This window comes from Agarivorans sp. 1_MG-2023 (genome assembly GCF_030548385.1).
In the GTDB taxonomy this organism is placed as follows: domain Bacteria; phylum Pseudomonadota; class Gammaproteobacteria; order Enterobacterales; family Celerinatantimonadaceae; genus Agarivorans.
Genome location: NZ_JAUOSJ010000002.1, coordinates 396,732 through 412,126, shown reverse-complemented (window position 1 = coordinate 412,126; position 15,395 = coordinate 396,732). Strand labels below are relative to the sequence as shown.

Below are 15,395 nucleotides of genomic sequence, written 5' to 3'. Positions count from 1 at the left end.
CCCTTTTTATTGCCCCACCCAAGAACCATTTACGCATTTATAGCTACCAATGGTCGCCCCTTCCGGGTAAACATTTCCGCCATGCACGCAATCAGCAATGCTTGGCAAACTAAGAGCAAGCCCAATAATAGCCACTAACATCGGTAATTTTTTCATTGCTCTGCTCCTAAAGCATGCTGCTCACTGTTGTCTGTTTGTGGTGTTAATGATGCGCTTACATGGATGCCATTTCGGCTTACCAGATCACCCTCACCATTAGGCGTAGTTGTACTTCGGCTGGCTTTATCCGCCGATGTAAAACTTCCATTTAGGCAAACTAAATTACCTAATTTCGCACCTTCATCGTAAATATCTCCCTGTAAGGTACAGTTAGCATTTACCGATACACTGAAAGGCAAAAGACAAATCAACCATTTGTTCATTTTTCGCACCATCGTTTAAGTTTTGCTTCCCACGCTTTTTTCCAACTGTGCTCTAGCGCTACCTTTTTAGCCTGCTCTCTATAATCTTTTCTGCGTTGTACTAAATCCGCTTTCGCCACAGAGTCGAGCACGAGCAAGTGTTCTAAATCGACTAATCGCTTAAACTGTTCCGTATCCTTTTGGCTCATGTATTGCCGCAAATCATCATCAATCACCGAACCATAAAGCGTATTCGTTTTAAATAGCATTTCAGACAATTGACCTAACTCAACTTGCCTCTGCGCCTTTAACTCATTCACAGTTAAAGACTCAGCTTGTGAATTAGATTTATTGATACGTAAACCGCTTAGATTAGAAAATATAAAACTTGATCGTGAAAAGGTATCAGCGCGCTCGTCTTTAGTACCAGACAACTCAATAGATACGTCTTTGAAGTTACCCCAATACGCTCGCGCGCCATGAAACAGACTTTGACTAAAGTTAACATTGCGAAAATTCACGTAACTAGACTCTGGCATATCAAACGCCACTTTAGCCAAATAGCTGTTTTCCAGATTGACGCAATACAGCGTGGTTGTTTGAAAAGTAATGTCTTTAAGCTGAACTCCACTTAAATCTTTACCCGCCAAAGAAAGCGACTTTTTACTCACAAAGCTGCGTGTAGTGTCGAACAAATACGCTAGCTCGTTACTTGCTAAAAACTGAATAACTTGGGCAACCAAAGAAGGGTAATTTAAACTTTCAAACAGCAGTTGAGAGCGAGAGACTATAAAACGTTCTAAGCGCGCCTCATCAGTATTAGATAAAACAATGGCATCACTCACAGCCGACACAAAATAAGCAACATTCGCCACCTGCGCAGCACGCTTTTGTTCATCTAGTTGTCTAGTGAAATTGTCAGCTGAACTCTTAAGCGATACGTACGCTAAAACAACCGCAATGATAGTGGCAGCAGAACTCAATACACCATGGTGTGATGATACCCAATCCCATGCTTTCTTAAGCCAGGTAATTAACATTGCACTGCCACGCTGTTGTCCACGCTAGTGATAAATCAATCTAATGACTTAATGCATAACGAGTACCCAAAATGACAAACATAATAAAATCAAGTTGTTCAATATTTAAGCAGAAGCGCTTATGTGAAAAATGTAAAGAAAAGCGACATTTTTAGGCGAAATACAAGTGATTACGTTTTGTATCTCATTTATTAAAAACGCCTGAGATTGATTGTGATAAACCTCAATTGCCCAAAGTCGCTTGCTTGCAAAGCACTGTCATTTTCTCAATGCTACATTCGCAAGTAATAGGGAATAGAAAAATGATAACTAGAATAAGCAGCCTCGCGGCCACGTTATTAGTGCTGGGTATAGCCTGCGCAAAGGCCGATCAAGTCGATGCGCCTAGCATTACCATATGGACAGGTAAAAGCCATGCTCAAATGCAACAAATTGCGCAAGATTTTACCACCGATACAGGGGTAAACGTTGAAGTAAAGCGCCCCGTTGATATTACCGGAAATTTTGAGATACAAGCCCGAAATGGCGAAGGCCCTGATGTTATTTTTTGGCCACATGACCGAATAGGTGATTGGGCTAAAGCAGGATTAATCAGTGAATTAAAACCCAGTGAGTCACTAAAAGCTTCTGCGGTAGATTACGCCTGGGATGCTGTGAGCGTAGAAGGGAAAACCTACGGTTACCCAATTGGAATAGAAGCCATTAGCCTTATTTATAACAAGGCTTTAATTAGCCAAGTACCGACTTCTTTTGAAGAGATTTTTCAATTAGATCAACAATTACAAGAGCAACATAAAGCCAAGGCCATTTTGTGGGACTACAACAATACCTACTACACTTGGCCGTTGTTAGCGGCCGACGGCGCTTACGTTTTCGCTAAACAAAACCAGCGTTATAACGTTAAAGATACTGGAGTAAACCACCCTAGCGCCATGTATGCCGCAAACTTGCTAAAACGGATGCTTGATGAGCAAGTGATGCCTCGCAACGCCGATTATTCAATTATGGATGTACAGTTTATTAAAGGCGAAGTGGCCATGGTGATAAATGGCCCGTGGTATTGGGATGAGCTTAACAGTGTAGGGATGGATTTTGGGGTTGCTCCACTCCCTAGCGTGAACGGTAAACCAGCAAAAGCCTTTGTTGGCATTTGGAGCGCGGTGGTCAATAGCGCCACTAAACACCCAGCCCTAGTGGACGAGTTTTTAAACTATTACCTAATGACGGTAGAAAACCAACGTTTGCTCTTCAGCAGTGGCGACATTGGCGCAATGGCTAACCTCGAACTAGAAAAAGAACTCGCAAACGACCCTAAAGTTCAAGCGGTTTACGCAAGTGCAGCCCAAGGTGAACCCATGCCAAACGCTGCCGCCATGGGTAAGTTTTGGGCTGCGATGGCAACCACACTAACTAACATCACCACCGGAAGGCAACCAGTAGAAAAAGCACTTAATGCCGCCGCTAAGCGGATTACACGTTAATAACAAAAAAGCCGAAGAGTAACTTCGGCTTTTTATTTTCTTAATTTGACGCTAATAAGTAACCTTTAATCAATAGCGGTTGAACACTGAATTAACTGCTCTAGCCGCTCTTCATCGCCTGGATGGCTGCTTATCCAGGAGGGAATATCTGCTTCGACATACTCAAAAAGATGTTGGTAGCCACTTAACAAGTGCTGTTCAGATAAGCCCAGTTTTTGGCTCCATTGGCAGGCAAAAAGATCTGCGCTTGCTTCTGCTTCTCTGGAATATCCCATACTTAGTCCTAACACTGCTGCGCTCACCAAGCCATCCACCAGCAAGCTGCTGTCACCTACCAGCAAAACCACAGCGGTACTAACAAGTGCCGAACGCACTAACCCTGCCATTACATCGTTATGTGCAACATGAGCGAGTTCGTGCAGTAATATGCCATTCAACTGTTCAGGTTGTTGCATTAATTCGACCAATTTATCGGTCACTATGATGGAACCATTCGCCAACGCAAAAGCGTTAGCTTGGTCGGACAGTTTGTAGAACAGCAATTGCGGGCTTGGGTGTAAGTCGTTAATACCGCTAACCAACTGCTGGAAACTACCCTGAATAAGCTGCTGAGTTTCTGTATCAATCTCGGTGGGTTCAAAGCCTACAGATTCGAGCTGCTCTAACGTTCGTTCTTCGAGCTCCACCGCAACCACATCGGGAATGTGTTTTGCTAAAGACTGAGACAAGCGAGGCAAGCCTTGCTCTATGCTCACGTATACCACCATGGCACTGACCAAAATGGCCACAGCAATAACCAAAAAGTTTTTCTCAAAGCTTTTAAGCAGCGATGATTGGCCGTGCTTGTCTAACCAAGCATTTAATTCCAATGGCTGATCCGCAACAAAGCGATCACCGTTACTGAAACTAATAGCTCGCGGCTGATTGCCGATCGCGGCTGAAATCTCCAGATCATCAAACCTAGCACGGGTAGCCCCCTGTTCATCACTCAGTTCTAACCAGCCCTCGTCAGAGCAGTGCAAACGCGCTGCTCTAGACAAAGAGCCATTGGCTACAAATACTTTGCCCTTAAAATTCATATGGCTTAAATAACACCCACCTCAATACTAAAGGCGTCGGCCACTTCATCAGAAATAGCCGTAGTACTATCACTCACTTGGTTTTGGTTAGCCACCGTGTCAATTTCGCCCATTACCGCAGTAGCATCGGCCATAAAATTAGCCATACGGACTTTAGCCAACGGAATAGCTAAACCGAGTGAAAAAACAGTGAGCAGCATATTGCTTAACATCACCCCTAAAAAAGCCATTGGTTTAACGTTTGAATCCATATATAGCTTGCTTTCTAAATCAGTTTGGCCGAATTGATAGTTTCTTATGCATGCTTGTAAATAAGCAGTAACAAACCAACCAAGTAAGAAAAAGCTCAAATATATAACGCCAATAACACCAAAGATTAATCCTTTAGAAGCTAAGTCTTGCATGCCACCCTCGCCTATATTGGCAAACATCATGGCTATTTGGCCTAGGTCAGTACTAAAGGCAACAAATGCAATCAAAGCAAGTATTAGCATTAAGCCAATAAATCCACCTAAACCCATAGCGGCTACTTTTAAGAATATTTTGAATACTGCACGCGAGTCGATGTCGGCAGCAAACTGTAAGTTACCCCAGCGGTAATTGTTTAGAATGTAAGTGCTCATTTGAGTAGCAATCATTGCATTTACATAGGTAATGCCTAAACCAAACAACACCACACTAATAATGCCGCCCAATACGCTAGAAATAAGTGTAAATACGTAACTTACGACAACTAAAATTAAGATAAAACTCAGCATGTAAACAAACGGCAATACTAAAAACGTTTTGTAAGCCTCACCGTAAGAGCCGGCAAAATCAAAGCGCACATTACGATAGCGAGTGACTCTAGAGTCAAAGCGCAAGTTTTTCACCATTAATACCGGCATTAGGGCCACAAACGCCAAGCCCAGTATTGCGCTAGCGGCTTCGCTCACAGCCGGCAACGCTACCCAAGCAATCACACATACCAGTGCAATAACTCGACCAATAAGAATCTGTAAAGGCTTAGCCAAATACTCAAAGTTTTCTCCGGCTAGCTCGGTGTTGCCATAAAAATATTGCTTGTTACGAACCTTAGCCCAGGCGGAATATATGCCTAGAGTAAGAATGGTGAGAAGTACATTTACAATCCAAATACCAAAGAACTCTCCGGCTCTTCCATTAAAGCTAAAAGGATTATTTTGCGGTTTATAGTCTTCCATGTTAACGCTTCCTAATTTGTGCTAATTAATTGATATTACTAATGTGTTATTATTTTTTGGCTATAATAACCAAATAATTATTAGATTTGTTAGTAAAAGTTAAAATATTGCGTTAATTCAGGAAGAAAGTGATGCGATAGCGCTTTCAATCACGCTTTTAGAAATGATAAAAACAAAAAGAATAACGATAGCAAAGTGCTAGCATCATTCTTTTTATAAATAAAATGTATTTTGTTAATTAAAGTCGTCACTCATTAAGTGGGTCTAAAACAAATACTGCTGCATATTCACTTTAAAACTGTCGCCGTCATTAACCCCTGACTGCTCAACGATAAACGCCCCCAACTTATCTTTACTCACCCAAATTTCAGTATTCGAGGTATTATTCGCTAACTCAAAACCATGGCTAACATATACTCGCTTAGCGGCACTTAAGGGTTTTTCACCTAAGTATTTAACCTGATATGAGATGATATCGAATTCATCTAAATCCAGTACTTTCAGGGTATGAGTATTTTTGTGGTCAATGGATGTAACTAAGTGATCTGCTAAACTGGCGGAATCAGTATCAAAATCAATTTGCTGAACAATCGCATCAGGTGCATCAGAAAAAGCACTTAATGCTAATGGGATCCCACTATCCGCCCCTTTGCGGTCAATAGACTTCGCCAGCTGTTTTACCCTAGTGGGGTTCTGCTCAGCCTTGTGCTCTACGGCATTAATGTGTAAACCTTGTTCAAGCTTATCACTACCAAAAATCAGGTATTGCGCCTCCTCATCGCTGACCTTATAGGCGAAGTGCTTTAGCTTTCCGCCTTCCAACATTACTTTACCGTTTCGTTGATACTGTTCGTTAAACCATAAAAAGCTAAAATCGAGATTCACTTGCTCTTGAATAGTCATCGCGGTTGGCTGCAAATCGTTAACCATTCGTGTAAGTTGATAACTACCAACCACATCCCCCTCCACTTCTATTTGGTAAATTACCGTTCTAGATTGATGCGCAGCTAAAGCAACGTTAGCTACAAACATGCTCGATAACGCCAACAGCACCAATACTCTTATGCTCATAGACACCGACATAGCAAACCTCCTTAAGCCTTGAGCCCTAAAACTCGTAAGCAACACCCACTAACATGCCTAAAGACTTACTCTCGTAAAACGAAATGTTACTACTGCCTTTCTCGTAAGACGCCATCACATACAGCGAGCTATTATCAAAATCAAAGGGGCGCATATAGCCATAAATGGCATTTATACCAACATCATCATCATCTTGAGTTTGACTAAAAATCGGGTTCCGCCCTTTATAATCGCGCTTGGCGTAATTCATAAATAAACTGGTAAAGTGGCGCTCAGCAAATGAATAAGTGGCTTCTAGGCCAACACCATAGCCATCAAACGCCATCGCATCACCGTCAGTATCTGCTTTGGTGTAAGTCAATTGTGGGGTAATCATTAACCCGCCTTCGTCATAAACCATGACCTCAGCCGCCAATCGATGATACGAACCGTCACGCTGCATTAACTGTTGCTCGGCCGCATCTAAACCAAAGGCCACGCCACTGCGTTCGTTTTCAATATCCGCTTTAGCAAAGCCATAACGTAAAGTAACTGGAGTATCAAAAATATAGCGCCAAGCCATTCTAAAGCCGCTGCTATCGGCATCGGTTTTTTGACGTGCAGAGCCAGTTAAATATGGGTCTTGCCAAGTTTCACTAAAACCCGGAATACGCGGAAAGTAGGCTAATTCAAGCTCTGAGTACTCACCCACCATTTGGGTTATGCCTAGCTCAATTTGGTCTTGACCTCGAACAATGTTTTCATCTTGTTGACCTAAGAAAATCTGAGTTTTTCGGTTGGCAAAAGTATAATTAAGTTCACCTAACACGGCTGGGCCTACACCAGAACTTTTATTCCCTGAGTTGTTTAAATCTGCAGTAGTGGCGTTGTCATCATCAGTATCAAACTGCGATTGCTGTTGGCCTACGGTAGCGCCTAATAGCAGTTCGAAGCCAAACCCTGATTCATCATCAATGTAACCCGTGGCATTTGCATGGCTAACTGCGCCTAATAAAGTAGTGATAGCGGCAGCTATTGAAACGGCCTGTTGAGATTTTTTCATCCTGTTCCCTGTCCTATATAACGCTAGCGAAAGCGATTAGCGCTCATCGCTCAATCAGTTGTTGAGAAGATTGTAAAATGCGACAAATTCTCAATCAGTCAGTCTTTCGTCAGGGATAGTCAATCTTTCACAGAATCCTTAACCAGATCGTGAGGTAAAATTTACAATTAAATGATATTTGTCGTATTTTTGTAAGAGGTAATTGCATCGTCTTAGGCGCTCTCTAAAATGAGCCAGCTAGGGGAGTTGTCTATGCAGGGAAACAAATTGAGCCAAGAACATAAAAGAATCGTATTAATCGAGGATGATTCACGTCAACAACAGTTGGTGGCAACATTTTTGCGTAGTGAAGGTTTTGAAGTTATTTCTAGTGAGCGTGGAGACCAAGCACCCGCGCTTATCGCTAAACATTCCCCCGATGCCGTATTGTTAGATTTAATGCTACCAGGTATGGATGGCATTCAAGTATGCCAAGTAGTGCGTGACTTTTATTCCGGCCCTATTCTTATGGTTACCGCCCAAGGCGACGATGTAACCGAAGTGTCGGCGTTGAATTTGGGCGTGGATGACTTTTTAAGTAAACCATTACGCCCGCATGTTTTGCTTGCGCGCTTACGCTCGGCGCTGCGCCGCAGTGACCGCACTTCAGCATTAGACAATCAGCACACTAATCAAGCTGAACAACCGCGCAATGCTCACCGAATTATTTGCCAAGACTTAGATGCCGACAAAACCCAACGCCGTATTTGGTTAGGCGAACAATTATTAGAGCTTACTGACGCAGAGTTTGATTTGCTTTATTTCTTAATGGACAACGCTGGCCATGTATTACCTCGCGACGTATTATTTAAAGAAATGCGCGGCATTGACTACGATGGATTAGATCGCTCACTCGATATGCGTGTATCCACTATTCGCAAAAAGCTTAACGACAATACCCCGCCCTACCGCTACATTAAGTCGGTACGTGGTAAAGGCTATTTATTTGTTAAAGCCGCTTAGGTCAGCAACGCAACCATGATTACGCTATTTCTACGATTATTCTTGTCGTCGGTGTTTGCTATTGTGGCGGCCACTTTTATTTATGGGGTCATCATTGAAGAGCGAGTTCAACAAATTGAGCGAGACCAAATAGGCACAATTACCCTACCAATATATTACTTGTTAGAACGCGACTTATTACACGCCGAAAACCCAGATGTAGACGCAGTACTCACTCGCTACCAAGAAGAATTCCCTTTCTTTATTCGCATTTATCCCATCACTGATATGGACGCCGAAAAACGGTTACATGTTATGCGGCATGGCCAACATATTGCCGTACACTCTAACTTTTTGGATGATGACGACATCACCCTTTTTTACCAATGGCCAAATCAACAAGTGTTGGAGCTAGATCTCGATGAAGAGTTTATTGACCACGGCGATTGGTTATTCTGGTATATGGTTGCTCTTATTGGAGGGTGTTTAGCCGCAACGGTAATGTGGTTCTCGTTCTCGATTACTCGCCATACCTACCGCCTTGCTAAGGTGACCAAATCTTTGGGTGAAGGTAACTTTGATGTAAGCGCAAACGAAAAAGCCCCTTCGCCAATCAACCACATGGCCCGCAGCCTAAATGCGATGGCCTATAAACTTAAAACGCTAATTCAAGAACAAGACGCCATGACAATGGCTGCCTCACACGAGCTAAAGACGCCGATAAACAATCTGCGTTTTGCCTTGGACATGACCCGTTCAATTACCGATATGCAAACCATGCATGAGCACATTCAAGAAATGGATGAAGATTTGGACAGCTTGGAAGATCTTACTCACGAGCTAATTACCTTTTCTCAGCTCACTAAGGCTACCGGTATTCACCCCGAATCGCTCAACCCCTACCCGCTGCTTTACAATATGTGCGAGCGTTTATCTAAACTAAGTCCTAACTTAAAACTACAAATCGAATGTCCAGTGGGTTTATCGCTGATGGCAGATGAAAAACTGCTGCGCCGCGCCTTAAATAACCTGATAGTGAATGCCCAAAAATATGCTGAAAAGCTGATCCTTATTCGCGCTTACTTATCCAATAAGTCAGTATTTTTTGAAGTGCATGATGACGGTATCGGTGTACCAGAACAGTATCGCGAATCCATATTCTTACCCTTTGCTCGAGTAGACGATAGCCGTAGCAGGCAAAGTGGCGGTCACGGTTTAGGCTTATCGATTGTAGAGCGTATTGTGGCTAACCATGGCGGCAACGCACAAGTTAGCGATAGCCCAATTGGTGGTGCATTGTTCACCTTAGAGCTCCCCCTGTTTCAACATCAAGATGAAAAAAACAAAACCAGCAAATAAGAGTTGAACACTTGGCCTGGTTGCCACACAGCGGTATTATTAGCCCCTCGATGTAATCCTTAAAAAGAATATGGCCTTTGAACCCTTCTTCACCCGCTAATACTGTTATTGTTCTCGATTTCGAAACCACTGGGCTGTCACCGAACCAAGGTGACCGAGCGATAGAAATTGGCGCAGTACTGCTAGAAAATGGTCAAGCCACTCAGCGCTTTCAAGAATTAATGAACCCGGGGTTTAGGGTTAACTCGTTTATTGAAAACTACACTGGCATTAGTAATACCATGTTACGCGACGCCCCGCCTTGTGAAGAGGTGATGGAACGTTTCTATCAATTTGTGGGGTCTCATAACCTTGTGGCGCACAACGCCTCATTTGATCAACGTTTTTTAGAGGCCGAATTTGCCCAAATAGGCCGAACACTTCAAGGCCAATTTGCCTGCTCTATGTTGCTGTCACGCCGTTTATTTCCCGACGCCCCCAACCATAAATTGGGGAGTTTAGTGGCTTACAACAATATTGAGAACGACGGTGTATTTCACCGAGCGTTAGCCGATTCAGAAATGACAGCCAAGCTATGGAACTGTCTGCTAGAGCAGCTCGCTAATCAATACCATCTAGACCAACCAAGCTTTAGCTTAATGCAACAGATAAGCAGTAAGAGTAAAGCAAATGTCGCGAGCTTTTTACGTAAAATTGCGTAACAATGAGTGATATAAAATAAAAGCTATTGAATAGCTGATTTCCGGTGGTAAGCCTCAAGATGATGTGGCACAATCGCCGCCCTTTTTTTTCTCCGCCAACAATGGGTACACCATGAAATTATTAGTCCGCAACCTAGCTCGCACCATTACCGAAACCGAGTTGTTAGCCTTATTTGAAGCCCACGGAGAAGTACAGAGTTGCGACTTAGTGATGGACCAAGAAAGTGGCAAATCAAAAGGTTTTGGCTTTGTTGAAATGGCCGACGATAGCGCTGCTCAAGCAGCGATTGACGCACTCAACGGCACTAAGCAAGCGGGTAACAAAATTCGCGTAAAAGCGGCCGACGAAAAGCCAGAAACGCCAGCTGAAGAGCAAATATGGCCAGAGCAAGAAGGCGAATAATCTCGCGCTGTTTTAGTAGCGACTAATCTCTATTCTTCGCTACTAAAACGAACTTGTCGTTTAAGGTTATTCAACTGAATACCTTTAGCATTTAACTCTAGGTTAATTTGCTCGATAATCTTCTTCAGTTCACCCACCCGCTCCGCACTCTGCAGTGCACCTTGGTGAGCGTAAACACACTGCACTTCTAAACTATCGGGAAAGCGCTGATAGTTTACTTGATGGCTAATCCAACTAAAATCCGCGTTATCTAGCTTAGCCGCTTCGCACACCGTGGTTAAAGCCGCCACGATATCCTTATCGCGTTTTTTATCCATTTTTCGCATTAGTTCTCACATCTGTTGTCGCGATTTGATATTGCGCTATTTCCTTGTAACTGTTGATTAAGTTGTTCGGCACGCGCTTCCGGTGAGCCACTTAAGCCCCCCAATAAATGATACAAACACGGTACCACAAACAGCGTCACAAAAGTGGCCAGTAACATGCCACTAAATATTACAATACCAATCGCAAAGCGGGTTTCCGAACCAGCGCCAGTGGCAAGCAACATAGGCACCGCACCTAGCAAGGTGGTCATGGCCGTCATAATAATCGGCCGTAAGCGATTGGTAGACGCTTTAATAATGGCCTCTTTCACTGCCAAACCTTGGTCGCGTAATTGATTGGCAAACTCTACAATTAAAATACCGTTTTTGGTTGCCATACCTATAAGCATTAATAAACCTAACTGGCTATATATATTAAAAGTTTCACCAGTAATAAGGATGCCGAGCAATCCTCCTAGCAGCCCCAGAGGTACGGTTAGCATGACAATGGCGGGGCTAATAAAGCTTTCAAACTGCGCCGCTAACACCAAATAACAAACCAATAAAGCCATGGCAAACAACAACCAAATTTCTCGCTGGTTATCGTAAAACTCTTTTGATTCTCCAGCGTAATCTACGGTATAGCCGCTAGGCAAAATTTCGCTAGAAACCTGGTTCAAAAAGCTCAGTGCTTCGCCCAAGCTCACATCGTCACTTAAGTTAGCTTTAAGGTTTATCGACTTTTTCCGTTGATAATGAAACAAGCCTCGAGCAGATGCCACATCATTCGCTTCCACCAAGGTGTCTAAAGACACCAAGGCGCCACTGGCACTGCGCAGATACACCTTGCTCAAATCACTGGGCGATTGGAACTGGCTTTCATCGGCCTTTAAGTAAACGTCATACTCTTCGCCAAACTCTTCGAATCGGGTTTGAGCTCGTCCTCCAAGCAGTACTTCTAAGGTGCTAGCAATATCGTCGATACTAATACCCAACTCGCGGGCAGCTAAGCGATTTACCTGTAGCAGTATCTCCGGCGTAGTGGGATTGTAATCAAGCTGAACCCCGTGCATTAAACCGCTATCGTTGGCTTCTTTCTCTAGCATTTGTGCGTATTGATAAAGACTTTCATAATCATCGCCCTGTAATACAAATTGCACTGGCTCGCCCATTCCACCGCCAAAACCGGGTTGATAGGGGTAGACTTTTACGTCACTGACATCATGAGCAGCATCGCGGATCATCTCTACTACTTCAGCGGCATTTTGAGTTCGCTGGCTCCAATCTTTTAAGCGAACAATGAAAAAGCCCTGGTGGTCGGCCCAACTGCCAAAAGCAGGGGCAGAATAATTAAGGGTGTCGATAGGGCCGTCTTGATCCATCATAGGCAATAAGCGCTGCTCAATTTGCGCCATGCTTTCTACCATGCGATCGTAACTGGTCGCCTCCACGCCACCAACATATACGTTAACAACCCCGCGGTCTTCTTTAGGTGCAAAGGCCGGATTTTGCTGCTGATAAGCCCACACAAGCAGGGCCATACACGCCACAACCACCAGCACAGCGCTCACTTTAAAATGCACCACTTTTTCCAACAAAGCCGCATACCTGTTCTGCAGCGCTGTCATTGCTCGGCCTACTGAGCGATTGAGCCAAGTCACCTTAGTGGGATCTTTCTCAAATAGCTTACCCGCCATTACGGGTGCAAGAGTCAGCGCCACTAAAGAAGAGAAAATCACCGCAGCCGACAGCAACACCGCAAATTCGCTAAACAAGTCGCCAATTTTTCCCTGCATAAATACCAGCGGCAAAAACACCATGACCAATACAACGGTGGTAGCAATAACAGCAAAATTTAGCTCTTTTGCACCGCGAAACGCCGCAACCAAAGGCGGTGCGCCCGCAGCTCTATGGCGAATGATATTCTCCACCACCACAATCGCATCATCCACCACCAAACCAATGGCTAAAATGAGGGCCATCAGAGTCACTAAGTTAATGCTGTAACCCAGCATATAAGCCACCGAGAAGGCAGCCACTAAAGATACTGGTACGGTTACCGCAGGAATAATGGTGGCGCTTAGTCGCCCCAAAAATAAATACAACACTGCCACCACTAATAAGGCACAAATCGCTAGGGTTGAATACACCTCGTTAATCGCCTGGCGGATAAAAATAGTGCTATCGTAATCAACACTTAACTCAGCGCCTTCAGGCAAAAAACGCTGCAAAGAAGCCAGTTCTTTGTTAACTGTATCAGCCACTTCCAAAGGGTTAGCTTTAGACATAGCAACAATGCCCAAACCCATGCTGTCTACGCCGTTGCTTTTAAAGGTAGTGGTGTCTTTTTTAGCGCCAATGTAGATGTGGGCGATATCATCGAGGGTAACGCTGTCGCCATTAAGGTTAGCAATTTGTAGCTCAGCAAAATCGTCGGCTTGCTGATACATGCGCTCCATGCGCACCACAATATTTAGGCTATCATTTCGAACGTAACCGGCCGGCAACTGCAGGTTTTCTCGATTAAGCGCATCAATAACATCATTGGTGGTGAGCCCGCGCCCAGCCATCGCAATGGAATCTAACTCCACGTACATTACCCGCTCAACCAAACCAGAGGTATTTACCGCACTCACTCCGGGCAGTAGGCTTAAACGTTCAATCAGTATCCGTTCGGCAAAGTCACTTAACTCAACGCGATCTTGCAAGGTAGCGGTAAGATTTAGCCACATAAATGGCGCTTCTTCACTGTCGTTTTTACGCACCACCGGTTCATCTACGTCATCAGGCAGACGATTACGCGCACGGCTTACCGCATCTCGCACATCGCTCACCGCCGCCAGCATGTCAGAGCCTTGCTTGAAGGTGATAGTAATGCCAGACCAGCCATCCCAAGACGAAGACCAGATGTAATCAATACCATCAATGCCGCTAAGTTCATCTTCTATCGGGTTGGTGATTTGCGATTCTACGATGGAAGAAGCACTACCGCGATATGGCGTACCAATAGAGACCACAGGGCTTTCAATGTCGGGCATTTCGCGCACCGGCAGTTGGCTGTAGCCAACAACCCCAAATAACATCAATAATATGCTTAGTACTATCGCCGCTACCGGGCGATACATCGACAGGTCTGAAATTTTCATTAGTTTAGTACGTCAACCTCAATCCCATCGTGAAGCTTCACTAATCCGCGATACACCACTTTATCGCCCGCTTCCAAACCACTCAGTACTTCCACTACATTATTGCCACGCACGCCCAGTTCTAATTCAACTTTGTCCACCTGCTGCTGGTTTATTCGGTAAGCAAAACGGCGATCACCGTCGTAGGCCACCGCTTGCAAGGGCAGCAGTAAACGCTCTGGAGCGTTTAGAGCTAACTCACCCGTAACCAGAGCCCCCGGTGCCAAACCCGCTTGTTGATTATCAATAGACAACTGAATGTAAACATTGAGGCTTTCGCCACGCACTCGGCTATCAATACTACTCACCGTGGCATCAAACACTTGATGTTGAAGCCCAGCTTGATGCACTTGCGCTTGTTGGCCGACGGCAACTCGCCCTAAATAGCGGGCTGCCACCGGTACATTGAGGCGTAAAGTATCAGCATTATCTAACGTCGTAAGAGTGGTGTCGGTATTCACCAATTGGCCGGGGCTTAAGTCAACTAACCCCAGTTTGCCGCTAAAAGGCGCTCGAATAGCTCTATCTTGCAAAGCCGCTGTGGCAATCGCTAACTCAGCTTGCTGCATCGCTACTTGTGACTCATAACGATCTACTTCAGCCTGAGTAGTGGCACCTTTGGGTAACAGTTGTAGTAAGTTTTTATGTTGGCGAAGTATGTCGTCTAAACGGGCTTGTTCACGCTGTAACACCGCCTGTTGATGGCGGTTATCAAGCTGCACCAATAACTGGCCTTTGCTAACTGCTTGGCTAGATTTAACCGCCACAGTGGCAATACGGCCATCAACCTCAGGGTTAATATTCACCGAGCTTGCGGAGAATACATTGCCTAACAAATGCACTTGTTCGCGCAGCTGGCCTTTCTCTATGGTCACCACTTCTACGGTAACGGGTTTATTCGGAGTGGCTGCCGAATCAGCAGCGTCGTTACTGTAAAACTTCCATGTAGCAACAGTAATCAACGCCGCCATAATCAAAATGATGCGTCGCATTATTGCTTACCTTTACAAACTGAACACCGACTCTATCGCAAGCCAAGCTAAATGGTCTATCTTTAGTTTATGACAGAAGTGATAAATGCGAATTTGGCAGGATTAGTTCCTAAAAAAACATAATTGGCGAGATTAACAGCC

At 44.4% G+C, this 15,395-nt stretch carries 15 protein-coding genes; 5 read left to right on the top strand and 10 right to left on the bottom strand.

Annotated elements, in window-relative coordinates:
- Positions 1–6: 6 nt before the first annotated feature.
- Genes Q4592_RS03925 through Q4592_RS03915 form a run of 3 tightly spaced genes read right to left on the bottom strand, consistent with a single transcriptional unit; the run spans position 7 to position 1,441 of the window.
- Entirely contained in the window at positions 7–156 is a 150-nt protein-coding gene (locus tag Q4592_RS03925) for a hypothetical protein (RefSeq protein WP_154675869.1), read from the bottom strand.
- Complete coding sequence (locus tag Q4592_RS03920) at positions 153–422, bottom strand: hypothetical protein (protein ID WP_137671972.1); 270 nt, start codon at positions 420–422, stop codon at positions 153–155. The genes Q4592_RS03925 and Q4592_RS03920 overlap by 4 nt, the downstream gene beginning before the upstream one ends.
- Entirely contained in the window at positions 419–1,441 is a 1,023-nt protein-coding gene (locus Q4592_RS03915) for a pentapeptide repeat-containing protein (protein ID WP_303510010.1), read from the bottom strand. The genes Q4592_RS03920 and Q4592_RS03915 overlap by 4 nt, the downstream gene beginning before the upstream one ends.
- 302 nt (positions 1,442–1,743) lie before the next feature.
- Between Q4592_RS03915 and malE the strand changes: the two genes are divergently transcribed.
- Positions 1,744–2,922, top strand: coding sequence for a maltose/maltodextrin ABC transporter substrate-binding protein MalE (gene malE / locus Q4592_RS03910; RefSeq protein WP_303510007.1), 1,179 nt, complete (start codon positions 1,744–1,746; stop codon positions 2,920–2,922).
- A gap of 65 nt (positions 2,923–2,987) precedes the next feature.
- On the opposite strand, the gene Q4592_RS03905 is transcribed toward malE, so the two are convergent.
- The 4 genes from Q4592_RS03905 to Q4592_RS03890 form a co-directional block, all read right to left on the bottom strand.
- Complete coding sequence (locus tag Q4592_RS03905) at positions 2,988–4,001, bottom strand: M48 family metallopeptidase (protein WP_303510004.1); 1,014 nt, start codon at positions 3,999–4,001, stop codon at positions 2,988–2,990.
- A gap of 5 nt (positions 4,002–4,006) precedes the next feature.
- The gene (locus Q4592_RS03900) at positions 4,007–5,203 is read right to left on the bottom strand and encodes a YjgN family protein (protein WP_303510002.1); all 1,197 of its coding nucleotides are present in this window, start codon (positions 5,201–5,203) and stop codon (positions 4,007–4,009) included.
- Between the two features lie 264 nt (positions 5,204–5,467).
- Positions 5,468–6,286, bottom strand: coding sequence for a hypothetical protein (locus Q4592_RS03895; protein ID WP_303510001.1), 819 nt, complete (start codon positions 6,284–6,286; stop codon positions 5,468–5,470).
- A 25-nt stretch (positions 6,287–6,311) separates the two neighbouring features.
- Entirely contained in the window at positions 6,312–7,328 is a 1,017-nt protein-coding gene (locus tag Q4592_RS03890) for a DUF2860 family protein (protein WP_303509998.1), read from the bottom strand.
- A gap of 252 nt (positions 7,329–7,580) precedes the next feature.
- On the opposite strand from Q4592_RS03890, the gene Q4592_RS03885 reads away from it, so the two are divergent.
- The 4 genes from Q4592_RS03885 to Q4592_RS03870 all read left to right on the top strand — a co-directional run bounded on the left by Q4592_RS03885 (position 7,581) and on the right by Q4592_RS03870 (position 10,772).
- Positions 7,581–8,330, top strand: coding sequence for a response regulator transcription factor (locus Q4592_RS03885; RefSeq protein WP_303509995.1), 750 nt, complete (start codon positions 7,581–7,583; stop codon positions 8,328–8,330).
- Positions 8,331–8,345: 15 nt separating this feature from the next.
- A complete protein-coding gene (locus Q4592_RS03880; protein ID WP_303509993.1) occupies positions 8,346–9,668 on the top strand; it encodes a cell wall metabolism sensor histidine kinase WalK in 1,323 nt (440 codons plus the stop codon).
- A 77-nt stretch (positions 9,669–9,745) separates the two neighbouring features.
- Positions 9,746–10,369: a PolC-type DNA polymerase III gene (locus tag Q4592_RS03875; RefSeq protein WP_303509991.1), complete on the top strand. Its 624-nt coding sequence runs from the start codon at positions 9,746–9,748 to the stop codon at positions 10,367–10,369.
- A gap of 112 nt (positions 10,370–10,481) precedes the next feature.
- Complete coding sequence (locus Q4592_RS03870) at positions 10,482–10,772, top strand: RNA-binding protein (protein ID WP_303509989.1); 291 nt, start codon at positions 10,482–10,484, stop codon at positions 10,770–10,772.
- 29 nt (positions 10,773–10,801) lie between these two features.
- Here Q4592_RS03870 and Q4592_RS03865 read toward each other — a convergent pair whose 3' ends face one another.
- From Q4592_RS03865 to Q4592_RS03855, 3 genes are read right to left on the bottom strand one after another with little or no spacing between them, the layout of a single operon-like run.
- The gene (locus Q4592_RS03865; protein ID WP_303509987.1) at positions 10,802–11,089 is read right to left on the bottom strand and encodes a hypothetical protein; all 288 of its coding nucleotides are present in this window, start codon (positions 11,087–11,089) and stop codon (positions 10,802–10,804) included.
- Positions 11,090–11,097: 8 nt separating this feature from the next.
- Positions 11,098–14,223, bottom strand: a complete 3,126-nt coding sequence (locus Q4592_RS03860; RefSeq protein ID WP_303509985.1) for an efflux RND transporter permease subunit — start codon at positions 14,221–14,223, stop codon at positions 11,098–11,100.
- Positions 14,223–15,254, bottom strand: a complete 1,032-nt coding sequence (locus Q4592_RS03855; protein WP_303509983.1) for an efflux RND transporter periplasmic adaptor subunit — start codon at positions 15,252–15,254, stop codon at positions 14,223–14,225. The genes Q4592_RS03860 and Q4592_RS03855 overlap by 1 nt, the downstream gene beginning before the upstream one ends.
- Positions 15,255–15,395 lie beyond the last annotated feature (141 nt).